A 25,977-nucleotide genomic window follows, 5' to 3' on the forward strand; every position below is an offset into this window, starting at 1 on the left:
GCGCCGACGAGCGCTTGCGCGAGGAGCCGGCGGGCGTGGGAAGGTGGCACGGTGAAGAGGCTTCGTGGATGGGACGCTGTGCTGCTGTACAGCGAAACCCCCAGCGTCCACATGCACACGCTCAAGCTGGCGGTGATCGAACTCGACGATCTCGGCGGCGCGAAGTTCGGTGTCGAGGAACTCCGCAAGGTGATCCACGGCCGGCTCTACAAGCTCGATCCGTTCCGCTATGAGCTCGTCGACATCCCGTTCAAGTTCCACCACCCGATGTGGCGCGAGAACGCCGAGGTCGACCTCGACTACCACGTCCGGTCGGTCCGGGTGGACGCCCCGGGCGGACGGCGCGAACTCGACGAGGCCGTCGGGCGCATCGCGAGCACTCCGCTGGACCGCAGCAGGCCGCTGTGGGAGATGTACTTGATCGAGGGTCTCGCCGACGGCCGGATCGCAGTCCTCGGCAAGATCCACCACGCGCTCGCCGACGGCGTCGCGTCGGCGAACCTGCTCGCACGCGGTATGGATCTGCAGGACGGACCGCAGGTCGACCGTGACTCGTACGCAACGGATCCCGCGCCGAGCAAGGGTGAGCTGGTCCGCACCGCGTTCACCGACCACCTGCGCCAGATCCGGCGATTCCCGGACGTCGTGCGCTACACGGCGGCCGGAATGCGCCGGGTCCGCAGCAGCGGACAGAAGCTGTCGCCGGAGCTGACCCGTCCGTTCACCCCGCCGCCGTCGTTCATGAACCATCAGATCGATGCGACCCGCAAGTTCGCGACGGCGACCCTGGCGCTCGACGACGTCAAGCAGACCGGCAAGCACCTGGGCGCCACCATCAACGACATGGTGCTGGCCATGTCGGCCGGTGCGCTACGAAAGTTGTTGCTGCGCTACGACGGTCAGGCCGACCATCCCTTGCTCGCCTCGGTGCCGGTGAGCTTCGACTTCTCCCGCGACCGGATCTCGGGCAACTATTTCACCGGAGTACTGGTCAGCATCCCCGTGGAGCTCGACGATCCGGTGGAGCGGGTTCGCGCCGCCCACGACGCCGCGGTGGCCGGCAAGGAGAGCAACAATCTGCTCGGACCGGAGCTGGTCAGTCAGTGGTCGGCGTACCTGCCGCCCGCTCCCGCCGAAGCGCTGTTCCGTTGGCTCGGTACCAAGGACGGCCAGAACAAGGTGATGAACCTGCCGATCTCGAACGTTCCGGGCCCCCGCGAGCGGGCCCGTGTCGGCGGGGCGCTGGTCACCGAAATCTATTCGGTCGGCCCGTTGACCGTCGGCAGCGGCATCAACATCACGGTGTGGAGCTACGTCGACCAGCTCAACATCTCGGTGCTCACCGACGGCAAGACGCTGGAAGACCCGCACGAGCTGACATCGGCGATGCTCGACGATTTCGTCGAGATCCGTCGCGCCGCAGGGCTTTCCGAGGAGCTGACGGTCGTCGAGACCGCCCTCCCGAACTAGCCGAAATTGCATTCCACCAGGGCGTCACTCGCACTTCTTCTGCTGGAATGCAATTTCGGCGGACGGGGTCACGCGGCGTTGCTGCGGTAGCGGGCGAGATAGCGCTCGGCGGCGCTGCGGTCGGTGTCGCCCCGGATGGGGTCGAAACCGAGAACGATGTCGGCGTCGGGATCCGCGGCGGCCATCTGGCGCGAGCGGAGCACGAAACACAACACCGCTAGCGCGTAGCTGGCGACCATCGCGATGCCGAAGAATCCCGCCAGAGTGCTGCCCAATGCCAGTGCGGCGGTGAAGCTTCCCAGGAAGACGAAGCCGACCAGCGTCAGCAGGTAGCCGAATATCGGCAGGGGGGCCTTGTTGAACGACTTACTTCGCATATCCACCATCTCCTGTCTCAATACGCTACGCGTAGCGTAGCGATACGCCCAGTGTAGCGTGAACGGGTCGGATGTGCACGGGCCGGTGAGGAGTGTCGATGGCGGCGAACAGCGGTGACGACGTCGGCGCACGCATTCTCGATGCGGCGCTGGAACTGTTGCGCGCGCGGGGGCCGAAAGCGGTGACCATGCAGGCCGTCGTCGATGCGACGGGCATCGCCAAGACCACGATCTACCGGCGGCACCCCAACAGGCGCACTCTGCTCGCCGCCGCGCTGGAGACACTCGGGGAGCGGCCGTCGGTACCCGCGGCCGCGACCCGCCACGAGCGGCTGAACTGGGTCATCACCCAGTCGGTGGACGTGATCGCCCGCGGTATCGGCGCCGGCGGGTTCGCTGCGCTGCTCACCGATGACGACCCCGAATTCAGCGATGCGTTCCGCGCGATCCTCGGCGCGTACCGCCGGCATGCGATCGACGCACTCGACGTCGACGTCGCGACCGGAGAAACGGTCATCGACCTGATCGTCGGCGGCTACGTCGCCGAGCTGGCACGCACTGGGTCGGTCGACGACGGCTGGAACGCCAGGATGGCCGACGCGGTCGAACGCGTACTGCCGAGCCGCTGATCAGCTGGCGCGCACCGGGCTGGTCGGTCGGTCCGCCGACTCCGACCTGCGGGTCGCCATCACCCAGGACAGGAACGTCTCGATGGCCTGGGCGGTGTAGTGGGCCCGCGGTGAGCCGTAATAGAAGTCGAACGCGTGCTGGGCGTAAGGGATCTCGGCGTAGACGACCGGTGAGGTCGACACCTCTTTGAGCGCTTCGGCGAACTCGCGACCCTCGGGAACGGGGATGATCGAGTCGTCCTGTCCGTGCAGGATGAAGAACGGCGGCGCGTCGGCGCGCAGCCGGTGGGTGGGCGATGCGTCGACATACACCTGACGGTTCCGCGTGACGGGCTTCTTGACGACGAACTTCTGCAGGAAGGCGAGGAACTCCCTACGGCCGCTGCCCTGTGCCGAGACCCAGTCGTAGCGGCCGTAGACGGGGACGGCGGCGACCACCGAGATGTCGGCGTCCTCGAAGCCGGGTTGGAACTGCGGATCGTCGGCGGTCAGCGCGGCCAGCGACGACAGGTGCCCACCGGCCGAGCCACCGGTGATCGCGACGAAATCGGGGTCACCGCCGTATTCGGCGATGTGCTCCTTGATCCAGGCCAGCGCGCGCTTGACATCGACGATGTGGTCGGGCCAGGTGTTACGCGGGCTGACGCGGTAGTCGATCGACACACAGATCCAGCCGTGGTCGGCGAGGTGGCTCATCAACGGATAGCTCTGCGGCTTACGCATGCCGATCGCCCATGCACCACCCGGAACCTGAAGCAGCACAGGCGCTTTACCGTCGCGTGGCAGATCGGGGCGCCGCCAGATGTCGGCTCGGTTGACCCGCAGCGGGCCGTACTGCACGGTGCCCGCCTTCTCGACGTAGCGCCGCCGGATGACCTCGTTGGGGAAGACCCCGAAGTAGCGGCGCCGCGACGACTTCGCCTTCTCCGCGATCTCCTGGTAGTCGTCGCCGAGGACGTCGCGCAGGGGCTCCTCGAAGTGGGGCTGCGACGCGACGTTGCGGCGGTGGATGAGATACAGCAGCGCCCACGCCACAGCCGTGAGACCCAACGCGATCCGTCCGCGCGGCCCGCGGAAGTCACCGCGGATGCCGCGGCGCACCGCGTCGGCCATCGAACCGGCCATGTAGAGCGGGGAGAGTTCGGAGGTCGGCCATCCGAACGCGAAGACGGGGATCGTCGGGTACCCGTCGCGGGCCAGTGGCTGCACACCGTTGGCGGCGTTGAGCAACTCCGCGGCCGCACGGAGGAGGGGCCTGGGTTTAGGCATTATCGAGACGATCCTTCAGGTCCTTGCGCGAGATCTTGCCGGTGATGCTGCGCGGTAACTCGTCGAGCACCGTGATCTCCCTGGGAACTTTGTAGTTCGCGAGGTTGTCGCGGACATGCTGCTTCAGCGCCTCCGGGGTAGCCGCCGCGCCGGGGTTCAAAACCACGAAGGCCGCCAGTCGCTGTCCGAACTTCTCGTCGTCGACGCCCAGCACGGTTGCCTCGGCGACGTCGGGGTGGGACGTCAACGTCTTCTCGACCTCGATCGGGTAGACGTTCTCACCGCCCGAGACGATCATCTCGTCGTCGCGGCCGACCACGAACAGCCGGCCCTCCTCATCGAGGTATCCGACGTCGCCCGAGGACATGAAGCCGTCATGGAAGTCTTTGGTCGACCCTGAGGTGTAGCCGTCGAACTGCGTCGAGTTACGCACCCAGATGCCCCCGGTCTCACCGGTGGGGACCTCGTTGAACTCGGAGTCGAGGATCTTGATCTCGGTGCCCTCGGCCGGGCGGCCCGCGGTGTCCGGCGCGGCCCGTAGATCTCGGGGCGTCGCGGTGGCGATCATGCCGGCCTCGGTGGCGTTGTAGTTGTTGTAGATCACGTCGCCGAAACGGTCCATGAACTTGATGACGATATCGGGGCGCATCCGGGAGCCCGACGCCGCGGCGAACCGCAGGGAGCGTCCGCTGTACTTGTCGAGGACCTCCTCGGGCAGCTCCATGATGCGGTCGAACATCACGGGCACCACGCACAACCCGGTCGCGCGGAACTTGTCGACCAACTCCAGCGTCGCCTCGGGGTGGAACTTGCGGCGGGTGATGATCGTGCAGGACATCGACGCCGCGAAGGCCAGTTGCGAGAAGCCCCAGGCGTGGAACATCGGCGCGACGATCACCACGGGCTGCTCGGCGCGCCACGGGGTGCGGTCGAGGATCGATTTCAGGACTCCGGGGTCGCCGCCGGAGTGCTTGGCGCCCTTGGGGGTTCCGGTGGTGCCCGACGTCAGCAGGATTACCCGCGCCTTTTCCACCGACCGCACCGGTTCCTGCCCGCCGTGCTCGGCGATAAGGCCCTCGACGGTCAGCGCGTCGGTGTCGCTGTCGGTCCAGGCGAGGATGCGGGTTGTCTCGGGGCGGTCGGCCACCGCGCGGTCGACGGTCTCGGTGAATTCCTCGTCGTAGATCACGGCGACGGCGCGTCCTTCACCTTCGCGCTGCAGCACCTCGGCCAGGGCGGGGCCCGCGAACGACGTGTTGAGCAGCAGCACGTCCGCGCCGATCCGGTTGGCCGCGATCAGGGAGTCGACGAACCCGCGGTGGTTGCGTGCCATCAGCCCGATCACCTCGGGCTGCCCTTCCGGAAGTGCCTGCAGCGCCGCGGCGAGGGCATCGGCCCGCTGGTCGATCTGGCGCCACGTCAGGATGCCGAGTTCGTCGACCAGGCCCGCCCGGTCGGGGCAGCGCTGGGCGGCGGCGGCGAAGCCCGACGTGATGGCCATGTTCTCCCGCTGCATCGCGCCGACGATGCGCATGTACTTGTCGGGACGCATCGGCGCGATCACGCCGGCGCGCATCATCGTCGAGATCAGGCCGAGGGCGTTGGTCACGGGGTCGGTGATGCCCATCGCTCAGCCCAGGATCGGGAGCTTGCGCTCTTGGGCCAGTTCGTCGAGCGCGCGTTGCATGACCCGCCGTACGTGGGCGTCGACCTCGTCGATGTCGGGGTCCTCACCGAACTCCTCGACGATGTCGATCGGCGGCAGGGCCTTCATCGTGATCTTGGCGGGCAGCGGCACGTTGAGCGGCAGGACCACCGACAGGCCGAACGGGAACCCGAACGACACCGGGATGATCTTGGTTCGGGCCAGTTTCGCGATCGGGCCGAGCGCCTTGGCCAGGTCGGTGCCCCGTGCCAGGAACAGCTGGCTCTCCTGGCCGCCGATGCCCACCGTCGGCACGATCGGCACGCCGGCGTTCAGTGCGGCGCGGACGTACCCGGTGCGGCCGCCGAAGTCGATCTTGTTTGCCGCCAGCGAGGGTCGGTAGACGTCGTAGTCACCGCCGGGGAAGACGACGACGACGCCGCCGGAGCGCAGTGCCTCGTCGGCGTTCTTGTGGTTGGCCGGGATGAAGCCCGTCTTCTTGAAGAACGCGCCGGTCGGACCGACCATCAGCATGTCGTGGCTCAGCGTGTAGACGGGACGGTCGAAGCCGAACTTGTCGTAGAAACCGCTGGCGAAGACCGGTACGTCCATCGGAAACAGCCCGCCGGAGTGATTCGACACGACCAAGGCGCCGCCGGCGGGGAAGTCGTCGAGGCCGCGGACCTCGGCGCGGTGCCATCCCTTCAGGAACGGCTTGAGGAGCCCCATCACCCGTTCGGTGAGCGCGGGATCCCACTTGGTGATCTCGGACGGGATCTTGTCGGACGCACCCACGCGGCCCCCTTGATGACGACGGTGTCGGACTGGAACGTGTTCTAGTTTTGCTAGTCTACCCGCTGCTCACAGACAGCCATCGCGCTGAGATCAGCATCACGTGACCGAAGAATTCAGTACCGCGGAGCGGCCGTCAAGGTCGTCGGCCAGATCGCAACCTTGATCTTGATCAGGCCGAAGTCTGCGACAGGTGGCCAGGGCGACACAGCCAAAGTCCGGCGGACGCGGTACTCCGCGTTATAGGTTCGGGAGGCACTATGGCGGGACCCGGTCGGGGGATTCCGCCATAGTGCTTTTCGGGCCGGTCTGCTTGACCTGAACCTCCGTTGAGGTCACATGATGTCGACATGTCCCGTCTGTCCGACGCGTATCTCTCCCGTATCGGGTTCTCCGGTCCCGCTGCCGCGACCGTCGACACCCTGCGGCGCATCGTCGCCGCCCACAATGCCGCCATCCCGTTCGAGAACCTCGATCCGCTGATGGGGGTCCCGGTGGTCGATCTGTCGGCAGAAGCGTTGTCGGACAAGCTCATCGGTCGGCGCCGCGGCGGCTACTGCTACGAACACAACGGATTGCTCGGCTACGTCCTCGAAGATCTCGGCTACGCGGTGGAACGTCTCGTCGGCCGCGTCGTCTGGATGCACGAAGGTGACGCCCTCCCCGCCCAGACCCATCAGGTGCTGGCGGTGACGCTGCCGGACGGCGACGGGCCCTGGCTCGTCGACGTCGGATTCGGCGGCCAGACACTGACGTCGCCGATCCGGTTGCAGACCGGCGTCGTCGCCCAGACCCGGCACGAGCCCTACCGGCTGCTCGACCACGCCCACGGGATGCAGCTGCAGGCCTTGATCCGCGATGTCTGGCAGCCGCTGTACCTGCTCGACCCGGCCCCCCGCCCGCGGATCGACCTCGAGGTGGGCAGCTGGTACGTGTCGACGTTCCCGCGGTCGGGCTTCGTCACCGGGCTCACCGCCGCGCTGGTCACCGACGACGCCCGCTGGAACCTGCGCGGCAGGCATCTCGCCGTGCACCGCGCGGGCGGCACGGAGAAGACCCGCCTGGACACCGCGGCCGAGGTGATGGAGTTGCTTGCGACGCGATTCGGGATCGACCTGGACGATCTCGGAAACCGTGCCGACGTGGCGTCGCGCATCACCGCCGTCCTCGACACCTGAACCGGCACAGCAGGAATTGTCATGTCCCTGACGGCGGCGGCCGACGATACTCGGACACCGTGAACGATCCCGCCAGACGAGACCGGCTGCGTGAGTTGCTCGACGCCGTGACCGATGCCGGCAACAGCGGCGTCGGGGACATGGCCCGCAGCACCTACGCCTCGGAGTTCCACTTCTCCCGGGAAGTCCGGCGTCTCACCGGAGAAGCGCCGGCGGCGTTGCGGCGGCGGGTGATGCTCGAACGCGCCGCGTGGCGGCTGCAGCACGGCGAGCCGGTCTCCGCGGTCGCCGCGGACGAGGGATGGTCGTCGCCCGAGGTGTTCTCGCGTGCCTTCCGGCGCACCTACGGGGTGCCGCCGTCGCAGGCCGTCGACGTGCACTTCCGACTGCCCAGCCCCAACGGACTGCACTTCCATCCGCCGCAGTCGCTGTGGCTGGACAGCGATCGCAGCGACGATCCCGGCGTCCCCGACATCGCGGCCCTGATGATCGCCCACGACATCGACGACACCACCTACCTGCTCACCCGGGCCGCGGAACTGACCCGGGCGCAGTGGACGGCCGAGGTCGCACCCGGCCAGACGGTGCTGGAATGGGACGGCCCCGAACCCAGCGTCGGGGCGGTACTGGGTGCGCTCGTGTGGAACAAGGAGGTCTGGCTGGCGACCATCGCGGGTGAGGACTTCCCGTCCAGGGCCGCGACGCAGCCCGACCTCGTCGACGCGCGAACCCTGGCCGCGCACCACGACGACATCGCAAAACGTTGGCGCGCAATGATTTCCGAATACGCGGCGGCGGGCCGTCTCGGGGACACCGTGATCGACGCGCTGTGCGATCCGCCCGAGTCGTTTCAGCTCTACGGCATCGTCGCGCACGTGTTGACCTACTCGGCGCACCGCCGCGAACTCGTCCGCGCCATGCTCGCCGGGCACGGCGTACCGACGGGACTCGGAGACCCCCTCGACTGGATGAGAGGCCGCTAGATGAGCACGATCTACTACACCGCATCGAGTCTCGACGGCTACATCGTCGACGACCACGGCAGCCTGGACTGGCTGACCAGTCGCGCGATCGACGCCGACGGCCCGTTCGGGATCGAACCGTTCATGGCCGACATCGGCTCGCTGGTCATGGGCGCCGACACCTACGAGTGGATCCTGCGAAACCACCCCGGGGAGTGGATGTACACCCAGCCGTCGTGGGTGGTGACCCACCGCCCCGACATCGTCGCCGCCGACCACCCGGTCCGCACGTTCGCCGGTGACGTCGTCGACCTGCACCCGACCCTTCTCGACGCCGCAGCCGGCCGGAACGTCTGGGTGGTGGGCGGCGGCGACCTCGCGAGACAGTTCGCCGCCGCGGGCCTGATCGACGAGATGATCGTGTCCTACGCGCCGTGCACGCTGGGCGCCGGATCCCCGGTGCTCCCGATGCGCTCGGAGTGGACGCTGCAGACCTGCGCCGCCAACGCCGACTTCGTCTGCGCGCACTGGCGTCGCGTTTAGGCGCCTCCCGGCTGCGGACGTAGGCTGACGGCAAACCCGATCGGGCGGCCGGAACCGGAGGATGCAGCATGGGTCACTACAAGAGCAACGTCCGCGACCTGGAGTTCAACCTGTTCGAGGTGCTCGCCCTCGAGAAGGCGCTCGCCACCGGCGATTTCGGTGACCTCGACCTCCAGTCCGCGCGCGACATGCTCGCCCAGGCCGTCGAGCTGGCCGAGGGGCCGGTCGCCGAGGCTTTCTCCGAAACCGACCGCCGGCCGCCGAGCTTCGACCCCGCCACCCACGTCGTCAGCATCCCGGAGCCGTTCAAGAAGTCGTTCCGGGCCTGGTATGACGGCGAGTGGTTCCGCGTCGGCATGGCCGAGGAGATCGGCGGCGTCCCCGCGCCGTCGATGCTGGAGTGGGCGATCAACGAGCTCGCGCTGGGGGCGCAGCCGGCCGCCTTCATGTACGCCGCGGGCCCGAAGATGGCCCACATCCTGCACGCGATCGGCAACGAGCAGCAACGGCACTGGGCCGGGCTGATGATCGAGCGCGCCTGGGGCGCCACCATGGTGCTGACCGAGCCCGACGCCGGCTCGGACGTCGGCGCCGGCCGGACCAAGGCCGTCCAGCAGCCCGACGGCACCTGGCACCTGGACGGCGTGAAGCGCTTCATCACCAACGGCGACGCCGACGACCTGTTCGAGAACATCGTGCACGTCGTCCTTGCCCGGCCCGAGGGCGCCGGTCCCGGTACCAAGGGGCTGTCGCTGTTCATCGTGCCGAAGTTCCACTTCGACCCGCAGACCGGTGATCTCGGGGAGCGCAACGGCGTGTTCGTCACCGGCCTCGAGCACAAGATGGGGCTCAAGGCGTCGGCGACGTGCGAGCTGACGTTCGGCCAGCACGGCGTGCCCGCCGTCGGATGGCTCGTCAACGACACCCACAGCGGCATCGCCCAGATGTTCAAGGTGATCGAGTACGCGCGAATGATGGTGGGCACCAAGGCGATCGCGACGCTGTCGACGGGCTACCTCAATGCGCTGGCGTACGCCAAGACCCGCATCCAGGGCGCCGACATGATCCAGATGACCGACAAGACGGCGCCGCGCGTGACGATCATGCACCACCCCGACGTGCGCCGGGCCCTGATGACGCAGAAGGCCTACGCCGAGGGGCTGCGCGCGCTGTATCTGTACACCGCCGCGCACCAGGACACGACCGTCGCCGACATCGTGTCCGGTGCGGACGCCGCGATGGCAGGACGGGTCAACGATCTGCTGCTTCCCATCGTGAAGGGCGTCGGCTCCGAACGCGCCTACCAGTGTCTGACCGAGTCGCTGCAGACGTTCGGCGGATCGGGCTTCCTGCAGGACTATCCGGTCGAGCAGTACATCCGCGACGCCAAGATTGATTCGCTCTATGAGGGCACCACCGCGATCCAGGCGCAGGACTTCTTCTTCCGCAAGATCGCCAGGGACCAGGGCGGCGCCCTGCTGCACGTGGTGAGCCACATGAGGCGGTTCCTCGACGACGCCGCGGCCCGCCCGGAACTGGCGACGGAGCGGGCACTGCTGGACACCGCCGTCGGCGATGTGCAGGAGATGGTCGCGGCGATGACGAAGTTCCTCGTCGACTCGCAGGAGAACCCGCGCGAACTGTATCGCCTTGGGCTGGAATCGGTTCCGTTCCTGCTGTCGGTCGGCGACCTGCTGCTCGCCTGGCTGTTGCTGCAGCAGGCCGAGATCGCGCTCAACGCCCTCGACGGCACCGTCTCCGAGCGGGACCGCGCGTTCTATACCGGCAAGGTCGCGACCGGGAAGTTCTTCGCCCGCAACGTACTTCCGCGATTGAGCGCCCAGCGCGCGATCCTGCAGGCGGTGGACCTGACGGCGATGGACCTGCCCGAGGCCGCGTTTTGACCGGTGCTCGATGAGTTCCGGGCGCGGCGCCGGTCGGTACACACATGAGCGATGACCAGCGTCAGATCCGGGACACCGTCGAGCGATGGGTCGAGGCGATCCGTGCGCGCGACCTCGACGGCGTGCTCGCCGCCCACACCGACGATCTCGTGATGTTCGACGTACCCCCGCCCTACGACGGGATCCGGGGTATGGACGCCTACCGCGACTCCTGGCCGCCGTTCTTCGACTTCCTCGCCGGTGGGGCGCAGTTCGAGCTCGTCGAGCTCGACGTCGTCGCCGGGGAGACCGCGGGGTTCGCCTACGCGCTGCTGCGGTGCGGTCGGCCGGAGGACTTCGAGGCCGAACCCGACGTCCGCCTGCGGATCACGATGGGACTGCGCAAGGTCGACGGCCGGTGGCTCATCACCCACGAGCACCACTCGTTCCCGATCAAGGGCTGAGCAGTGCGCCGAACGCACGCTTTATGACCGTTTTTCGGTGATTTCACGGCATATTTCGTGCATTCGGCGACCCGCGTCTTCTGGCGTCAGGAAGCCGGCGGGGTGTACCCGAACGGCAGCAGGATGCTCTTCTGCTCGCAGTAGGCCTCGATGCCCTCCCAGCCGTTCTCCCGGCCGATGCCCGAGTTCTTGTAACCGCCGAACGGGGCACACGGATCGAACGCGTACATGTTCACCGCGTAGGTGCCGGTGCGGATACGCCGCGCGATCTTGAGCGCCCGGTCGTTGTCGGTGGTGTACACCGAACCGGCCAGCCCGTAGACCGAGTCGTTGGCGATACGGACCGCGTCGTCCTCGTCCTCGTAGGGGATCACCGACAGGACGGGTCCGAAGATCTCCTCCTGCGCGATGGTCATCGAGTTGTCGACGTCGGCGAAGACGGTCGGCTCGACGAACCAGCCGCTGTCCAGGCCTTCGGGGCGGCCACCACCGGTGACGACGCGCGCGCCCTCCTCGATGCCCTTCTTGATGTAACCCTCGACGCGGTCGCGCTGCTTCTCGCTGATCAGCGGGCCGATCATCGCGGCGGGGTTGTCCGGCAGGCCCGGGGCCATATTGCGGACAGCTTCCCCGAGTTTCTCTATGACCTCGTCGTAGCGCGAACGCGGCGCCAGGATGCGGGTCTGCCCGACACACGCCTGGCCCGAGTTCATCAGGCCCGAGAACACCAGCATCGGCAACGTCGAGTCCAGGTCGGCGTCCTCGAGGATGATCGCGGCGGACTTGCCGCCGAGCTCCAGGGTGCACGGCTTGAGCTTGTCGGCGGCGATCTTCGCGATCTCCTTGCCCACACCCGAGGACCCGGTGAACGTGTACTTGTCCAGGTTCGGGTTGGCGGTCAGCGCCTGACCGGTCTCCGGACCGCCGGGCACGATCGACAGCACGCCCTCGGGCAGGCCGGCCTCGACGAACATCTCGGCCATCGCGAAGACCGACAGCGGGGTCTCGGCAGCAGGCTTCAGCACCACCGTGCAGCCGGCCAGCAGCGCTGGGCCGAGCTTGTTCGCGGCGAGGAAGAACGGCACGTTCCACGCGGTGACAGCGCCGACCACGCCGACCGGCTCACGCACGACCAGGGTCTGGCCGTACACGCCGTCGCGGATGTCCTGCCAGGTGAACTTGTCGGCGGCGCCGGCGTAGAACTGGAACGACGACATCGCGGCGCCGTACTGCATCATGTCGACGATCGTCGGCGGCTGCCCCGTCTCGGCGGCCAGCAGGAACTTCAGCTCGTCGGCGCGCTCCTCCATGAGCTTCACGGCGCGGCCCAGCACCTCGGCGCGCTCGGTCGGCGACATCTGCGGCCACGGGCCGTTGTCGAAGGCCTCGCGGGCGGCGGCGCACGCGGCGTCGACGTCGGCGGCCGAGGCCAGCGGCACCTTGCCGACCACGTCACCGGTGGCGGGGGAGCGCACCTCGATCACCTCCGAGGAGGCCGGCTCGACCCACTTGCCGCCGATGAACAACTTGTCCCATTCGGTTCTGAAGGCAGTGCTTTGCGTCATGTACGTCACACTACCGACCGCGGGCCCAAACGAGAACCTGTTGCAAGACAGCCGTCAAGTCGGGCGCAACACCAGCACCAGGTTGCTCACCAGAAATTCCCGGACCCCGGGCACCCGCGTCAGACCCCACGCCCATCGCGGGTGGTAGCGGGGAAATGCGGCGGCCAGCGCGCCGGTGCTGCGGGCCCAGCGCAACCCGTCGGCCGCCGACACCGCGAACAACGACGATCCGTAGTCGTTCTTGGGCCGGTGGCCGTGTCTGCGCGTGTAGCGTTCGGCGGCCCGGTAGCCGCCGAGGTAGTGCGACAGGCCCATCTCGTGGCCGCCGAACGGCCCCAGCCACACCGTGTAGGACAGCACCGCGAGCCCGCCGGGCCGGGTCACCCGCAGCATCTCCTCGCCGAGCCGCCACGGCTGTGCGACGTGTTCGGCGACGTTCGACGACAGGCAGATGTCGACGCTGCCGTCGGCGAACGGCAGCGCGGTCCCCGACGCCCGGACGAATGATCCGGCGCGACTGTGGGTGCGCGGCGCCGCGGCGTGCATCTCCCCGGGGTCGGGCTCGACACCGACATAGTGCAGGCCGGCCTCGGTGAACGCGCTCGCGAAGTAGCCCGGTCCGCCGCCGACGTCGAGCACCGTCAGATTCCGTGTCGACGTGCCGGTGGCCGCCCGCCACAGGTCGTCGACCATCGCGACGGTGTCTAACGCCAGCGCGCCGTAGAAGCGGTCCGGGTCGGTCTGCTCGGACCGGAACGCCGAGAGCAGCCGTAGCGACCGTGACAGCGTCGCGCGACCGGCCAGGAGATCGGTAGCGGCCACCCGGACACCCTACTGATCGTCCAGTTAGGCTGGCACGGATGTCTGACCTGCCCCTGCGCTCGGTGCTGCTGCTGTGCTGGCGCGACACCGGTCACCCCCAGGGTGGCGGCAGCGAGACCTACCTGCAGCGCATCGGCGCACAGCTCGCGGCGTCGGGCACCGAGGTGACGCTGCGCACCGCGCGCTACCCGGGTGCCGCGCGCGACGAGGTCGTCGACGGAGTGCACGTCCAGCGGCGGGGCGGCTCATACACCGTGTACGTGTGGGCCGGTCTGGCGATGGCCGCGGCCAGGCTCGGGCTCGGCCCGCTGCGCCGGGTGCGTCCGGACGTGGTGGTCGACACCCAGAACGGGCTGCCGTTCCTGTCCCGGCTCGTACACGGCCGACGCGCCGTCGTGCTGGTGCACCACTGCCACCGCGAGCAGTGGCCGGTCGCCGGCCCGGTGATGAGCCGCATCGGGTGGTTCGTCGAGTCCCGCCTCGCGCCGCGGCTCTACCGGCGCAACCAGTACGTGACGGTGTCGCTGCCGTCGGCGCGCGACCTCGCGGTGCTCGGTGTCCCCGCCGACCACGTCGCGGTCGTGCGCAACGGCGTCGACGCCGCCCCCGGGGAATCGCTGACCGTGCCGAGGTCGGCGACCCCGAGGGTCGTCGTGCTGTCACGGCTGGTGCCGCACAAGCAGATCGAGGACGCCCTCGACGTCATCGCCGCGCTGCGCGGCAGGATCGCCGACGTGCACCTCGACGTGCTGGGTGACGGCTGGTGGTCGCAGAAGCTGGTCGAGTACGCGCACCGGCTGGGCATCTCGGACGCCGTCACATTCCACGGCCATGTCGATGATGCGACCAAACATGTTGTGCTGCAACGTAGCTGGGTGCACGTCCTGCCGTCGCGCAAGGAAGGCTGGGGCCTCGCCGTCGTGGAGGCCGCGCAGCACGCGGTGCCGACCATCGGGTACCGGTCCTCGGGAGGTCTGACGGACTCGATCGTCGACGGTGTGACCGGCGTGCTGGTCGACGGCCCCGCCGATCTGGCCGATGCGCTGGAACGCCTGTTGACCGACGACGTCCTGCGCGAACAGCTCGGCGCGAAGGCGCAGGTGCGCAGCGGCGAGTTCTCGTGGAAGGAGAGCGCCGATGCGATGCGCACGGTGCTCGAGTCGGTCCACGCGGGGCGGATGACCAGCGGCGTCCTGTGATCCCTAGGCGGGCACCACTGCCGGGGTGAACTGGACGGGCATCGAACGGATCCCGTTCATCAGCACCGAGCGCACCCGCTCGACCGGTCCCACGAGCCCGATTTCCCTTGTGCGGGTGATCAACTCGCGAAAGATCGCCGCGGCCTCCACTCGGGCCAGGCTCGCGCCGAGGCAGAAGTGCGTGCCTCCGCCGCCGAAGGCCAGATGCGGGTTCGGCATACGGCCGATGTCGAAGCGGTCGGGATCGGCGAAGTGCTTCTCGTCGCGGTTGGCCGACGGGTAGAACATCGCGACCCGTTCGCCTTCGCGCAACCGGATCCCGCCGACGTCCGTATCGCGGGTCGCGGTGCGACTGAACACCGTTACCGGGCTGGTCCAGCGCAGCATCTCCTCGACGGCGGTGGGCATCAACGACGGGTCGGCCGCCAGGCGCCGCCACTGATCGGGGTGCTCGATCAGCGCGAGAGTGCCTGCGGCGACGAGGTTTCGGGTGGTATCGCCACCGGCGTTGATCAGCAGCAGGAAGAAGAGGTTGAACTCCAGGTCGGTGAGGCGCCGGCCGTCGACCTCGGCGTGCAGCAGCGCCGTCGCGATGTCGTCGCCCGGCTCGGATCGCTTGCGGGCGGCGAGCTCGGCGGCGTACTCGAACATCTGCATCTGCGCGGCCACCAGCTCCGGGTCGTGCAGCGGGCGGGTGTTCATGATGTCGGTCAGCGTGTACAGGCGGCGCCCGTCCTCGAGCGGGATTCCGAGCAGCTCGGCGATCACATACGACGGCAGCGCCCCGGCCACCTCGTCGACGAACTCGCACTGGCCGTGCGCCAGCGCGTCGTCGACGATCGCGCGCGCCATGTCCGCGGTCCGCGCGCCCAGCCGGGCGACGTGGCGCGGCGTGAAGCCGCGACTGACCAGCGCCCGCAGCGCGGTGTGCCGCGGCGGATCCATCGTCAGTATCATCAGGGCCAGCTGATAGGAGTCCTCCGGGGCGGGGACGTCGAGAAACACCCCGGTCGCCTGCGACGACCACGTCTCGCTGTCGCGGGACACCGCGTAGATCTCGTCGTATCCGGTGAGCGCCCAGAACCTCGGCTTGTCGACCTGTGGATGCCAGGCGACGGGCGCCTCGCGGCGAAGGGTCCGGAACGCGTCGTAGGGCATGCCCGCGAGATAGGTGTCGGGGTCGGCGAGGTCGGCCCCGCCGAGGGTGATCGCGTCTGCGGGCATAGGCCGAACTGTAGATCGGCCAGTCTGATTCGCGCCCCGGTATTGCAGACAAAGCCGTGAATAGTCATTAACATAATGGGCATGCTCAGCGACCTGCGCCGACTCCTGAGCTACGAGATGACCCTCGCCGAGTGGCTGGGCACCGCAGTTCTGCTCGTGACGCCGCACCTCGTACTCGGGGTGGTCTACGCGGTCCTGCAACCCGGCTACATCACCTCCGTCGACGGTGCGGAGAGGGTCGCCGCGACCGTGGGCACCGTGGTGTTCTGGCCCGTGCTGCTGATCGCCGAGTTGTGCCCATGAATGCCAACAGGATTCAGATCACCCGCCGCACCGCGCGGTGGAGCGACGACCCGGTGCGCGTCGGTGACGCGATGGACTTCTGGTCGTTCGCGGCGGGCGCCGCCAACGTGATCATGCAGCTGTCCCGGCCCGGCGTCGGGTACGGCGTGGTCGAGAGCAAGGTCGACTCCGGCAACCTGATGAAGCACCCGTGGAAGCGGGCGCGGACCACGTTCCAGTACCTGGCCGTCGCGATCTTCGGTTCCGACGACGACCGTGCCGCGTTCCGCGCCGCCGTCGACGAGGCTCACCGTCATGTGAAGTCCACGCCGTCAAGCCCGGTGCGCTACAACGCATTCGACCGCGACCTTCAGATGTGGGTGGCGGCGTGCCTGTTCGTCGGACTGGAGGACACCTACCAGTTGCTGCGCGGCGAGATGACCGCCGAGCAGGCCGACCAGTTCTACGCCTCGGCATGGACCCTCGGCACCACCCTGCAGGTCACCGAAGACCAGTGGCCGCCCACGCGTGCGGATTTCGACCGCTACTGGGACGAGGCGTGCGGGCAGGTCGCGATGGACGACGTCGTCCGGTCCTATCTGCTCGACCTGGTCAACCTGCGGATGATCAACCCCGTCCTCGGGATTCCGTTCCGTCCGCTGCTGAAGTTCCTCACCGCCGGGTTCCTGGCCCCGGTGTTCCGCGACGCGCTGGGCCTGACGTGGGGTGACGGTCGACAGCGGCTCTTCGAGCGGCTGTTCCTGAGCGTCGCGTTCGTCAACCGCTTCATCCCCGGGTTCCTCCGCCAGGGCGGCAGTCATGTGCTGCTCGCCGACGTGCGGATGCGGGTACGCCGACACCGGCAGCTGGTCTGAATGATGTCCCTTCGTACCCGCACCCGCAGCCTGCTGGCCCGCAGGATCTCGGTCGAAGGAATGATCGAGTTCGGCTTGTGGATGGCGATCCCTTACCTCGTGATCGGCTTGACCTGGGCGTTCTTCAACGTCACGAAGGTGCGGCACCTCGAGGAGCTGCTGGAGTCGGCGATCCCCGCGGGCGGGGGTGTGGGGGCCTATCTACTGGTCGCCGGCCTGTGGCCGGTCTACCTCCTGCTCCCGTCCGTGTGCGCGGCGTGACCGCCGTCGCGCGACGAGCATGCCGAGAAGACCGACACCGAGCGCCGCGAGCCACACCGAGTGCGCCGCGATCACGACGCCGCGGTGCGCCGACGACGGGCTGTGGCCACCGACCCGGTACACGGTGAGGTTCTCGTCGCGGTAGGACTCCGGCAGCGCGAGCCGCACCCCGGATCCCTCGACCACGACCCAGCCCACACCGGCAGCCGCCAACTCGTCGCGGTCCGCGCCTGAGGTGAGCATCTGCTGCACCTCACGGGCGCGGGCACCCTCGCCGAGCACCGTGGTCCCCGCGATCGTCAGGTCACCGGTGCTGAGCACGTCGGCCCGCAGCCAGCGCGGCAGCGGGTCGAGTACCGGTGCGCCCGGCGCCCAGGCGAACCGGCGCATGCTGTCGACGGGCAGGACCGCGACGGTGGCGGGCTCGGCGTTGATCACGGACGCCGCCGCCGACCAGCCGGGCGGGTAGTCCACCGGTGTGACGCGTCCGCCGACGCCCCACGCCAGGTCGGGCAGCGTCGCGATCAGGGCCGCGCAGCACACCGCACCCGTCGCGAGCGTCGGGATCCGCGAACGCAGCGCCAGTACCGTCGCGGCGCCGGCCAGCGCGTAGGCGGGCATCGCCAGCGCGACCCACTTCTGTCCGTCGCGCAGCACACCCAGACCCGGGACCGCGCCGATCACCGCCTCGACGGCGAGCAGACCGGGGCCCGTCGCCATCATGGCCGGCGCCACCACCGCCACGACCGCGAGGATGACCAGAGGCACCGGAACCCGGCGACGCACCAGGAGCGGGACACCGACGGCGACGATCGCCAGCAGCACCGCCGTCGACACGATCGCGAAAGGCGTTGTCCGCGACGCCGGGACCGCATCGGCGTTCCAGATGCCTCCCAGGCCCGCGAGACTGCCCAGGGTGCCCAGCCCGGGTTCGGCACGCGCCGCAAACGCCTCGACGCCCGCCTTCTGGCCGGCGTCCGCAGCAGCCCACCCGGGGGCCACCGCCGTCGCGACGAGCCAGGGCAGTGCCGCCGCGAGCGCGGCCGCCATGCCTACCGCGGCACACCACCAACGGGGCCGGCCGGCACCGGGCGCCAGCGCGCACGTCAACGCGATCGTCGCGGCCAGCATCAGTCCCGTCGGGGTCAGCCCGGCCAGCGCCACCCAGAACACCACCGCCGCCACCCCGCCGAACTTGCATTCCAGCAGGCGACTACTCGCACTTTGTCTGCTGGAATGCAATTTCGGCGAGGCGGCCCGGGGGGACCCCGCGCGCAACGACAGCATCGACACCGCCACCCACGGCAGGCACCCGTAGCCCACCAGCAGGCTCCAGTGACCCTGTAGAAGCCGTTCGGCGACGTACGGATTCCAGATCGCGATCGTCACCGCGACGCACTGCCCGGCCACCCCGGCCTGAAGTACGTCCGCGACCAAACGGGCCGCACCCCAGCCGGCCAGCCACAGCCCAAGGATCAGCAGAGCCTTGACCACGACACCGCCGTCGACGACGGTCGAGACCAGCGCGACGAGATAATCCTGCGGAAGGGCCCGCGGTGCGGCCTGCGTCAGACCCAGCGCCGCGTCGGTCAGATACGACCGCGGCGTCGACACGGCGTCGCGCAGCAGCAGGTAGCCGGGCTGCAGCAGCGGCGCGGTCACCGCGACGGTCAGCGCCAGCGCATAGGCCGGCGCCACCGACGCGCGGGTGAGAGCGATCAGACCGGTCGGTCCGGCGGCAGATCAGAGGGTCGCTGCGCCGGGAGCTTCTCGGTCATCGCCTCCGCGCCCGGCACCGGCTCGCCCTCCTCGTCCCGCTTGCCGTAGAAGCGGTCTCCTGCGCCGTCGAGTCCCGGATCGATCAGCATCGACTCCGCGCGCAGGCTGAACGTGCCCAGCACCGCTCCGCCGACGAGGGCCACCAGACCCAGCGCGGTGAAGGTGATCGGCAGGATGCGTCCCCACAGCGAGATGCGGTCGCGCTCGTCCTGCGCGGAGGCCACCTGGGACTCCACCGACTCCTCGTCGGTCGTGACGGTGTAGTCGACGTAGGTCATCTCGGGCTTGAGCGCCTCGCGGGCGTAGTAGTGGTAGCCGCGATCGGTCTGCTTGACGATCGTGCCCGAGACCGGGTCGACCCAGAACGTGCGCTGCGCGGCGTAGTACCGCGTCATCGTGATCGGCTCTTCGGGATCGCCCTCCAGGCCCCACAGCGACGCGCGCGCGGTCACCTGCGCGTCGGCGTCGTCGTCGTAGAGCGACGCGAACCGGACCGGCTCGACCAGCTTGCCGTCGGCGTCGAAGCCGACGTTCTGGGTGAACTTCAGCGCGGTCAGGCCGTTGACGTCCTCCTCGCCGGAGTAGTTGGCGTCGAACGGCTCCTGGGCGATCGGGTCGAACACCTGATAGGTCTTCTTCTCCGTGTCGAACGGGAAGCGGTACGTCAGACCCTCGTGCGGCAACGCGATACTCGTCGGCGGGTTCTCGTCCTCCATCGCGCGCGGCTTCTGCACCGACCCGCCCGGGTTGGTCTCACTGGAGACCGCCTCCGCGGTTTCGCGGTTCATCGTGACGGTGTCGACCATCGCCAGCAGCAGGCCGTTGTCGCCCTGCTGATCGGTGCGCCGCAGCGACGTGCCGACCTGAAGCGTCACGACGTCGGCGTTGGCGGGCGCCTCGACGCTGGTCTGCTGCTGCGACACGACCGGGACGTCCTCGTTGACCACGAAACGTTCCCCGAGCAGCGACGCCGGATCGAACGCGGTCGCGGTGCCGTCGCTGACGAGTGTCGAGTCAACGGTGAGCGGAATCTTCGCGATCTTGCCCTGGGTGTAGGTGGACAAGAGCAGGGCGGCGATGAGCAAGGCAGCTCCGAGCCCCATGATTCCGCACGCGGCGATCCTCAGCGCAACTGCGCGGTTCAATACCGTGTCTCCCTTCGAGCGCCGCCACGGGCGTGGCGGTGGCGGCGCCCAACCAGACGCCCAAAAGTCGGTTCGACACTAACAGCACTGTGTAAGGCCGGCGTTTACTACAACGTCTTCACCGGCAGCCCTGACTACCCGTTTTCGCCACGGGCACGCCCCGGCGGGCACACTGATCGGCGTGAGCGCAACCGGAACCGCGTCCTCCCGCGGGGATGTCGGTGCGACCGGCGACGGCGTCGGAGGCACCCGCAGCTTCCTGCCGGCCGTCGAAGGACTGCGCGCATGGGCGGCCATCGGCGTCGTCATCACCCACGTGGCGTTCCAGACCGGACAGAGCGGCGGCGCCGTCGGACGCATCCTGGGCCGCTTCGACCTCGCGGTCGCGGTGTTCTTCGCGCTGTCGGGTTTCCTGCTGTGGCGCGGCCACGCCGCCGCGGCGCGCGGCCTACGGTCCCGTCCGTCGACCGGCCACTATCTGCGGTCCCGCATCGTGCGCATCATGCCGGGCTACCTCGTCGCGGTGGTGGTGATCCTCACGCTGCTGCCCGAGGCCAAGGCCGACGTCACGGTGTGGCTGGCGAACCTGACCCTGACGCAGATCTACGTGCCGCTGACGTTGACCGCCGGGCTGACGCAGATGTGGAGCCTCTCGGTCGAGATGAGCTTCTATCTGGCACTGCCCCTGCTGGCGCTGCTCGCGCGCCGCGTCCCGGTGCGCGCGAGGATCCCGGTCCTGATCGGTGCCGCCGCGGCCAGCCTGCTGTGGGTGCACATCCCGTTCGACGGCGCCACCGGACACAATCTGTGGAACTGGCCGCCGGCGTTCTTCTCCTGGTTCGCCGCGGGCATGGTGCTCGCCGAGTTGACCGTCAGCCCCGTCGGCTGGGCGCACCGGCTGGCCCGGCGCCGCGTGTTGATGGCGCTGCTCGCGCTGACGGCGTTCCTGATCGCGGCGTCCCCGCTGGCGGGCCGCGAGGGCCTGCATCCCGGGTCGATCGCGCAGGTGACACTCAAGACGGTGATGGGTGCGATCGTGGCCGGCGCGCTGCTGGCGCCGTTGGTGCTCGACCGCGTCGACACGTCGCACCGGATGCTCGGCAGCCCCGTGATGGTGACGCTGGGCCGCTGGTCCTACGGCTTGTTCGTCTGGCACCTCGCGGCGCTGGCGATGGTGTTCCCGGTGATCGGCGCCTTCCCGTTCAACGGGCATTTCACCGTGGTGCTGCTGCTGACGCTGCTGTTCGGCTTCGCGATCGCCGCGGTCAGCTATGCGCTGGTGGAGTCGCCGTGTCGAAACGCGTTGCGGCGCTGGGAGAGACGCAATGCCCCGACGCCGCTGGACTCGTCGGTCACCGAGGAGGTCGAGCCCGAGGTCGCGCGGTAGCCGGCGGGTCTCGATCAGGCCCGCCTCGGGCGCCCGGAATCGGGGACGGACACCGTCGACACCGCGACGGCGACCACCGACAGCAGCGCCAGGAACTGGACACCGGCCGAATGGCCGACGTAGCCGTCGACCGAACGCCACGGGTTCCCGCTGAGCACCGCGCCCGCCAGGATCAGCCCGGACGCCGCGACGCCGACCGTCAGCCGGTCCACCAGCCTCTCCCGGTGCCGCAGCAGATAGCGGACACCGAGGGCGACACCGGTGACCAGCAGTCCGCCCACACCGGAGATCACCGTAGCCGCAACGGCTGCCGCAGCGCCGACAGCCACGGCGGGCGGCTGCCATGGCCGCGCGGCTGTGCTCGCAGCCGCCCCCGCCCGCACCGGCACGAACGCCAGCACGAGAAGCAGCGGCAGCAGGGCGAGGCCGCCGATCAGCCCGGCCCGGTAGGTGCTGTTGGACGTGAAGTGCAGCGTGACAGGGCCTTCGGTGTCGGGGGGCAGCACCCAGCCCTGCTGCCAACCGTTGACCGTCACCGGGTCCAATGTGGCCCCCGACGCGGCGCGTGCCACCCAGCCCGGGTTGACGCTCTCGGGCACCACCAGCACCTGCGTGCTCTCCGAAGGCGGTGTGCTCACCTCGCGGTCAGCGGGGCCCCACCGGTTGACGGACACCGACGATGTTGTCGCCGAGCCGATTTCAACGGCTCTCGCAGTGGACAGCTGGACTCCGTCGACGATCAAAGCGCCACCCGGGCTGATCAACAGCTCCTGCTGGCCCGCGGGAAGACGGATCGGTTGATCCCGGCACGGCTGCGCGGGGACGGGCCGGCCGGCGAGGAGATCGCCGACGGTGGTGGTCACCGACGTTTGCACGAACTCTCCGGCCACGCCGATGACGGGGCCGCGGCCGCAGGGCAGGCTCACGGTGCGCTCCCGATTGGCGGCCGCGTCGGCGGCGCCGATGGGCTGCCCGCGGTCGTCGAGCACCGTCGCCTCGGCCAGGCCGGGCGGTTTGAGCTGATCGAAACCCAGTGCGTTGCGGTCGATCACGTCGTCCCAGTCCATCAGCCACACCGTGACCGAATCGGTCACCCTCGGGTGCAGATCGAAGGTCTGCGTACCGTCGGCGGACATCCTGCGCACCTGCGGTCCGTCACCGAGGTCGACGGCGATCATCCGTGGGTGGGCGGGCAGCGCCGACGAGCTCGGGGCGAGTCGGATCCCGGCGACGTTACGCGGCTCGGGAAGGCGAAGCACGAGCGACGGCGGGGTGTGCGGTTGCACCGAACGCTGGGGGGCGGTCCACGACGTGCCCGGGTCCCCGTCGGCGGCGGCGTAGGCGGAGCCGAGCACGTCGATCGGGTCGGAGTCACCCACCGCCCGCGTGGTGCCGGGCTGGGCGACGAGCTCGGCGAGCTGCGGCCCCTGCCGTGCCCGCACCCACACGGTCGGTGTCACCTCGATCGGCTCCGGCACGGCCAGCGTCCGGCTCAGGTTCGCCGGCTCCTCCGAGGCCAGTGCCATCGCCGCCGCGCACCGGATACCGGTGGGGCTCTCGGCGCACCCGGCGCGGCCCAGCAGCTCGGACCCCAGGTCCCATTGCGCCACAGCAGAACCCGGGGGTGGGCCGGGGACGTCGACGGTGTGGCGCAGCGTCACCGGGTGGGCGAAGCCGTTGGCGTCGTACTGGGTGACGTTGATGTCGGTGAGACCGAACTGCACGCCGGGTGACCCGTCGTCGGTGCCGGTGGCGGTGATGCGCACCCACGGGGACTCGCCGTACGGGAGCGCGACGGTCAACGGCTTTCCGGCCTCCTCGAAGCGCACGGACGTCGTGCCGTTGACGGTGGAGACCTCCATCCGGCGTACCTGGGCGCCGACGGCGGTCGCGCTCGGGGTGATCGTCAGCGTGGCGTTGGTGACCGGCAGGTCGAAGTCGACCTGCAGCCACTGGCCGATCGCGGTCTGCAGGGCGTTGGACACCCAGCTGGTCGAGGTGTCCCCGTCGATCGCCGACGCCGGCCCGGAGGACGGCGAGACATTGGGCAGCGCAGTCGAATCCGATGCCGCACTGGACACCGTCACCCGGCCGCCGTCCCATTGCCCGTAGACCAGGTCGGCGCCCTCGGCGGGATAGTCGGGGACCCTGTTGAAGGTGTTGCGGGCATCGTCGGGGCCGCGGATCGCCGACGAGTGGTCGTCGACCCGCCCGTAGTCGGTCTCGCGGGCGGTCGGGGTGTCGGTGACGGTGACCAGCGGGGCGGGCAGACCGGCACGCGCCGCGTCCTGGGTCAGCAGCACGGGTCCCAGCGCAGGCTCGCCGGTGAGCCTGCGGCGCTCGTCGAGCCGCATCAGCGATTCGGGCCCGCCGTCCACGCGCGCCATCGAATCTGCTTCGGCCACATACGGAGTCAGTGACCCCGGGCTGTCGACGCGGTAGATCTCGACCGCCGGATAGCGCGGCCGCAGCCCACTGTCGGCGACGAACCCGTCGAGGGTGCCGGGCCCGACAGGATCCCCGAACGAGGCGACCCGCGTCAGGCCGGGCGAGCCGTCGACCGCGCGGTGCACCAGGATCGGCCGCGCCGACCGTGACGTCTCGGGATCCAGGTCGTTGCGCACGACGACATACGAAATACCCTGACGGGCAAGGGTGTCGGCGAGACCGTCGGACGGCCGTCCCGCCGCGAAGAGCCGCTGGACCGAATCGAGGGCGCGGATGGTCTCCGGCGGTGTCAGCGGGATCGAGTCCCGTACCCCCCAGGCGCTGTCGCCGAGGACCTGCAGGGGTTCGTCGTGGCTGTTGCCCCAGACCTGGGTGGCGAACGGTGCCCCGGGGGCGACGAGCACCCGGCCCCCGGTGTTGTTGTCGTCCAGCCAGTCCGCGGTGTCATGCCAGTACTGCGGGATCGCGTCGAACGTCCCCGGCGGCGTCAACCGGCCCGTCCAGGCCAGCGAGGTGGCCGCCGTCAGCGCGGCCAGCAGCACGATGCCGACCGCGACCCGACGGTCGTTCTCCGGGTGGGCGAACGCGTCCCGCCACACCGGGCGCCCGACGCTGCCCGGCAGCGGGATGCGGCCGAGCAGATGGATAAGCCCCAGCGCCAGCGGCAGCCTCAGCAGCGGTTCGAGTTTGTGCAGATTGCGCAGCGGTGTGCCGTCGGCGTCGAGGAAGATCTGCACCGCGTGCGCGATCGGCGAGCCCAGGCCACCGGAGTAGGTCGAGGCGAGCAGCACGACACCGACCAACAGCATCGTGATCAGCCGGCCCCGGGCGGGCATCCGCGTCATCGCCAGTCCCGCGAGGCCGCCCGCGGCCACCAGCGTCGTCGCCAGCACCGCGACCGAACCCGTCACCAGCGGCGCCCCGGCGGTCGCGGTCGGCGCAACATACGGCGTCCACGCACCGGTGCCGCGAAGCATCTCGGTCAGCGACATCCACCGCGTCGTGACCCCGGAGGACTCGATGAAGTCCAGGAACGGCGGGCTGATCCGGCCCAGATGCAGCAGCGCGATCACCCACCACGTCACCGCCAGCGCGACGCACGGCAGCCACCACGCCACGAACCGCCACCACACCCGGTTCGGCCGGTGACACAGCAGCCACACCGCGGCGCACAGGCACGCGGTCAACGTCGCGACCGCGTTCACCGCGCCCATCAGCGCGATCGCCAGCGCCGAACGCGCCGCCAGGGTCCGGATCCGGCGGCCGTCGCGAAGCGCCAGGATCACCGGCAGCAGCACCCACGGCGCCAGCATCATCGGCAGGGTCTCCGACGAGATGGCGCCGAGCGTGGTCAGCACCCGCGGCGACAACGCATACGCGACCGCGCCGATCACCCGTGCCGGGGTGGTGCCGATGCCGAGCGCCTCGGCGACGCGCAGGACGCCCCAGAACCCGACCACGAGCAGCAGCGCCCACCAGAGCCGCTGGGTGACCCAGCCGGGCACACCGAGGAGGTCGCCCGCCAGGAAGAACGTGCCGTGCGGAAAGAGGTAGCCGTAGGCCTGGTTCTGCGCCTGCCCGAACGGCAGGTCGCTGTTCCACAGATTGAATGCGCGCGCGAGGAAGCGCAGCGGATTCGCGGTGAGGTCGAGCTTGGTGTCGGGGGAGATCTGGCCGGGAGACTGGGCGAATGTCAGGACCAGCGCCGCCGCACCGGCAACCCACAGCCAGCGCCGGGACAGCGGCGGGGGCGTCAGGTGATCGGAGACCGGTGGCGA

General features: G+C 69.4%; 22 protein-coding genes. 12 read left to right on the forward strand and 10 right to left on the reverse strand.

The window, feature by feature from the left end:
- Positions 1 to 51: 51 nt before the first annotated feature.
- On the forward strand, positions 52 to 1,470 hold the full coding sequence (locus DYE23_RS01135; protein ID WP_013470418.1) for a WS/DGAT/MGAT family O-acyltransferase: 1,419 nt from the start codon (positions 52 to 54) through the stop codon (positions 1,468 to 1,470).
- A 68-nt stretch (positions 1,471 to 1,538) separates the two neighbouring features.
- Here the strand turns inward: DYE23_RS01135 and DYE23_RS01140 are convergent, their stop codons facing one another.
- Positions 1,539 to 1,847 carry a hypothetical protein gene (locus DYE23_RS01140; RefSeq protein WP_011891439.1) on the reverse strand — a complete coding sequence of 103 codons (309 nt, stop codon included), beginning with the start codon at positions 1,845 to 1,847 and terminating at the stop codon, positions 1,539 to 1,541.
- Between the two features lie 98 nt (positions 1,848 to 1,945).
- On the opposite strand from DYE23_RS01140, the gene DYE23_RS01145 reads away from it, so the two are divergent.
- Positions 1,946 to 2,476 carry a TetR/AcrR family transcriptional regulator gene (locus tag DYE23_RS01145; RefSeq protein ID WP_115328829.1) on the forward strand — a complete coding sequence of 177 codons (531 nt, stop codon included), beginning with the start codon at positions 1,946 to 1,948 and terminating at the stop codon, positions 2,474 to 2,476.
- Here the strand turns inward: DYE23_RS01145 and DYE23_RS01150 are convergent, their stop codons facing one another.
- The 3 genes from DYE23_RS01150 to DYE23_RS01160 are packed head-to-tail and all read right to left on the reverse strand — an operon-like array spanning position 2,477 to position 6,119.
- Positions 2,477 to 3,745 carry an alpha/beta hydrolase gene (locus DYE23_RS01150; protein WP_115326268.1) on the reverse strand — a complete coding sequence of 423 codons (1,269 nt, stop codon included), beginning with the start codon at positions 3,743 to 3,745 and terminating at the stop codon, positions 2,477 to 2,479. It lies immediately after the preceding gene.
- The gene (gene fadD12, locus DYE23_RS01155; protein ID WP_013470420.1) at positions 3,738 to 5,372 is read right to left on the reverse strand and encodes an acyl-CoA ligase FadD12; all 1,635 of its coding nucleotides are present in this window, start codon (positions 5,370 to 5,372) and stop codon (positions 3,738 to 3,740) included. Before fadD12 ends, DYE23_RS01150 begins: the two co-directional genes overlap by 8 nt.
- Positions 5,373 to 5,375: 3 nt before the next feature.
- Entirely contained in the window at positions 5,376 to 6,119 is a 744-nt protein-coding gene (locus tag DYE23_RS01160) for a 1-acyl-sn-glycerol-3-phosphate acyltransferase (RefSeq protein ID WP_255207097.1), read from the reverse strand.
- Between the two features lie 413 nt (positions 6,120 to 6,532).
- On the opposite strand from DYE23_RS01160, the gene DYE23_RS01165 reads away from it, so the two are divergent.
- From DYE23_RS01165 to DYE23_RS01185, 5 genes are all read left to right on the forward strand, one after another.
- Positions 6,533 to 7,360: an arylamine N-acetyltransferase family protein gene (locus DYE23_RS01165; protein WP_013470421.1), complete on the forward strand. Its 828-nt coding sequence runs from the start codon at positions 6,533 to 6,535 to the stop codon at positions 7,358 to 7,360.
- Between the two features lie 59 nt (positions 7,361 to 7,419).
- Positions 7,420 to 8,343 (forward strand): helix-turn-helix domain-containing protein, encoded by a 924-nt coding sequence (locus tag DYE23_RS01170; RefSeq protein WP_013470422.1) that lies wholly within the window; start codon positions 7,420 to 7,422, stop codon positions 8,341 to 8,343.
- Entirely contained in the window at positions 8,344 to 8,865 is a 522-nt protein-coding gene (locus DYE23_RS01175) for a dihydrofolate reductase family protein (protein WP_011891432.1), read from the forward strand.
- A 68-nt stretch (positions 8,866 to 8,933) separates the two neighbouring features.
- Complete coding sequence (locus tag DYE23_RS01180) at positions 8,934 to 10,769, forward strand: acyl-CoA dehydrogenase (protein WP_115326269.1); 1,836 nt, start codon at positions 8,934 to 8,936, stop codon at positions 10,767 to 10,769.
- 44 nt (positions 10,770 to 10,813) lie between these two features.
- On the forward strand, positions 10,814 to 11,212 hold the full coding sequence (locus DYE23_RS01185; RefSeq protein WP_115326270.1) for a YybH family protein: 399 nt from the start codon (positions 10,814 to 10,816) through the stop codon (positions 11,210 to 11,212).
- Positions 11,213 to 11,298: 86 nt separating this feature from the next.
- On the opposite strand, the gene DYE23_RS01190 is transcribed toward DYE23_RS01185, so the two are convergent.
- Together DYE23_RS01190 and DYE23_RS01195 are read right to left on the reverse strand one after the other, a co-directional pair.
- The gene (locus DYE23_RS01190) at positions 11,299 to 12,777 is read right to left on the reverse strand and encodes an aldehyde dehydrogenase (protein WP_013470424.1); all 1,479 of its coding nucleotides are present in this window, start codon (positions 12,775 to 12,777) and stop codon (positions 11,299 to 11,301) included.
- A gap of 54 nt (positions 12,778 to 12,831) precedes the next feature.
- Positions 12,832 to 13,599 carry a class I SAM-dependent methyltransferase gene (locus DYE23_RS01195; protein ID WP_013470425.1) on the reverse strand — a complete coding sequence of 256 codons (768 nt, stop codon included), beginning with the start codon at positions 13,597 to 13,599 and terminating at the stop codon, positions 12,832 to 12,834.
- A gap of 38 nt (positions 13,600 to 13,637) precedes the next feature.
- Between DYE23_RS01195 and DYE23_RS01200 the strand changes: the two genes are divergently transcribed.
- Entirely contained in the window at positions 13,638 to 14,798 is a 1,161-nt protein-coding gene (locus DYE23_RS01200; protein WP_011891427.1) for a glycosyltransferase family 4 protein, read from the forward strand.
- A 3-nt stretch (positions 14,799 to 14,801) separates the two neighbouring features.
- Here the strand turns inward: DYE23_RS01200 and DYE23_RS01205 are convergent, their stop codons facing one another.
- Positions 14,802 to 16,022, reverse strand: coding sequence for a cytochrome P450 (locus DYE23_RS01205; protein WP_115326271.1), 1,221 nt, complete (start codon positions 16,020 to 16,022; stop codon positions 14,802 to 14,804).
- 81 nt (positions 16,023 to 16,103) lie between these two features.
- Here DYE23_RS01205 and DYE23_RS01210 point away from each other — a divergent pair, with 81 nt between their 5' ends.
- From DYE23_RS01210 to DYE23_RS01220, 3 genes are read left to right on the forward strand one after another with little or no spacing between them, the layout of a single operon-like run.
- A complete protein-coding gene (locus tag DYE23_RS01210) occupies positions 16,104 to 16,325 on the forward strand; it encodes a hypothetical protein (protein ID WP_235660294.1) in 222 nt (73 codons plus the stop codon).
- Positions 16,322 to 17,179, forward strand: coding sequence for an oxygenase MpaB family protein (locus tag DYE23_RS01215; protein ID WP_013470429.1), 858 nt, complete (start codon positions 16,322 to 16,324; stop codon positions 17,177 to 17,179). The genes DYE23_RS01210 and DYE23_RS01215 overlap by 4 nt, the downstream gene beginning before the upstream one ends.
- Positions 17,180 to 17,440: a hypothetical protein gene (locus DYE23_RS01220; RefSeq protein ID WP_013470430.1), complete on the forward strand. Its 261-nt coding sequence runs from the start codon at positions 17,180 to 17,182 to the stop codon at positions 17,438 to 17,440.
- On the opposite strand, the gene DYE23_RS01225 is transcribed toward DYE23_RS01220, so the two are convergent.
- Both DYE23_RS01225 and pgfA read right to left on the reverse strand, forming a co-directional pair.
- A complete protein-coding gene (locus tag DYE23_RS01225; RefSeq protein ID WP_115326272.1) occupies positions 17,381 to 19,138 on the reverse strand; it encodes an MmpA family trehalose lipid delivery protein in 1,758 nt (585 codons plus the stop codon). The two genes, DYE23_RS01220 and DYE23_RS01225, sit on opposite strands and share 60 nt — an antisense overlap.
- A 20-nt stretch (positions 19,139 to 19,158) precedes the next feature.
- Positions 19,159 to 20,364, reverse strand: coding sequence for a cell envelope lipid trafficking protein PgfA (gene pgfA, locus DYE23_RS01230; protein WP_011891422.1), 1,206 nt, complete (start codon positions 20,362 to 20,364; stop codon positions 19,159 to 19,161).
- A gap of 181 nt (positions 20,365 to 20,545) precedes the next feature.
- Here pgfA and DYE23_RS01235 point away from each other — a divergent pair, with 181 nt between their 5' ends.
- Complete coding sequence (locus DYE23_RS01235) at positions 20,546 to 21,751, forward strand: acyltransferase family protein (protein ID WP_115326273.1); 1,206 nt, start codon at positions 20,546 to 20,548, stop codon at positions 21,749 to 21,751.
- Between the two features lie 14 nt (positions 21,752 to 21,765).
- On the opposite strand, the gene DYE23_RS01240 is transcribed toward DYE23_RS01235, so the two are convergent.
- Positions 21,766 to 25,956 (reverse strand): DUF3367 domain-containing protein, encoded by a 4,191-nt coding sequence (locus DYE23_RS01240; RefSeq protein ID WP_218566994.1) that lies wholly within the window; start codon positions 25,954 to 25,956, stop codon positions 21,766 to 21,768.
- Positions 25,957 to 25,977 lie beyond the last annotated feature (21 nt).

The sequence above is a fragment of the Mycolicibacterium gilvum genome, from assembly GCF_900454025.1.
GTDB lineage: Bacteria > Actinomycetota > Actinomycetes > Mycobacteriales > Mycobacteriaceae > Mycobacterium > Mycobacterium gilvum.

Excerpts from the sequence above, each read along its gene's own strand:
- DYE23_RS01140 (WP_011891439.1), bottom strand. The coding sequence starts at position 1,847 with ATGCGAAGTAAGTCGTTCAACAAGGCCCCCCTGCCGATATTCGGCTAC.
- DYE23_RS01145 (WP_115328829.1), top strand. The coding sequence starts at position 1,946 with ATGGCGGCGAACAGCGGTGACGACGTCGGCGCACGCATTCTCGATGCG.
- DYE23_RS01150 (WP_115326268.1), bottom strand. The coding sequence starts at position 3,745 with ATGCCTAAACCCAGGCCCCTCCTCCGTGCGGCCGCGGAGTTGCTCAAC.
- fadD12 (WP_013470420.1), bottom strand. The coding sequence starts at position 5,372 with ATGGGCATCACCGACCCCGTGACCAACGCCCTCGGCCTGATCTCGACG.
- DYE23_RS01160 (WP_255207097.1), bottom strand. The coding sequence starts at position 6,119 with ATGGGGCTCCTCAAGCCGTTCCTGAAGGGATGGCACCGCGCCGAGGTC.
- DYE23_RS01165 (WP_013470421.1), top strand. The coding sequence starts at position 6,533 with ATGTCCCGTCTGTCCGACGCGTATCTCTCCCGTATCGGGTTCTCCGGT.
- DYE23_RS01175 (WP_011891432.1), top strand. The coding sequence starts at position 8,344 with ATGAGCACGATCTACTACACCGCATCGAGTCTCGACGGCTACATCGTC.
- DYE23_RS01180 (WP_115326269.1), top strand. The coding sequence starts at position 8,934 with ATGGGTCACTACAAGAGCAACGTCCGCGACCTGGAGTTCAACCTGTTC.
- DYE23_RS01185 (WP_115326270.1), top strand. The coding sequence starts at position 10,814 with ATGAGCGATGACCAGCGTCAGATCCGGGACACCGTCGAGCGATGGGTC.
- DYE23_RS01190 (WP_013470424.1), bottom strand. The coding sequence starts at position 12,777 with ATGACGCAAAGCACTGCCTTCAGAACCGAATGGGACAAGTTGTTCATC.
- DYE23_RS01200 (WP_011891427.1), top strand. The coding sequence starts at position 13,638 with ATGTCTGACCTGCCCCTGCGCTCGGTGCTGCTGCTGTGCTGGCGCGAC.
- DYE23_RS01205 (WP_115326271.1), bottom strand. The coding sequence starts at position 16,022 with ATGCCCGCAGACGCGATCACCCTCGGCGGGGCCGACCTCGCCGACCCC.
- DYE23_RS01210 (WP_235660294.1), top strand. The coding sequence starts at position 16,104 with ATGCTCAGCGACCTGCGCCGACTCCTGAGCTACGAGATGACCCTCGCC.
- DYE23_RS01215 (WP_013470429.1), top strand. The coding sequence starts at position 16,322 with ATGAATGCCAACAGGATTCAGATCACCCGCCGCACCGCGCGGTGGAGC.
- DYE23_RS01220 (WP_013470430.1), top strand. The coding sequence starts at position 17,180 with ATGATGTCCCTTCGTACCCGCACCCGCAGCCTGCTGGCCCGCAGGATC.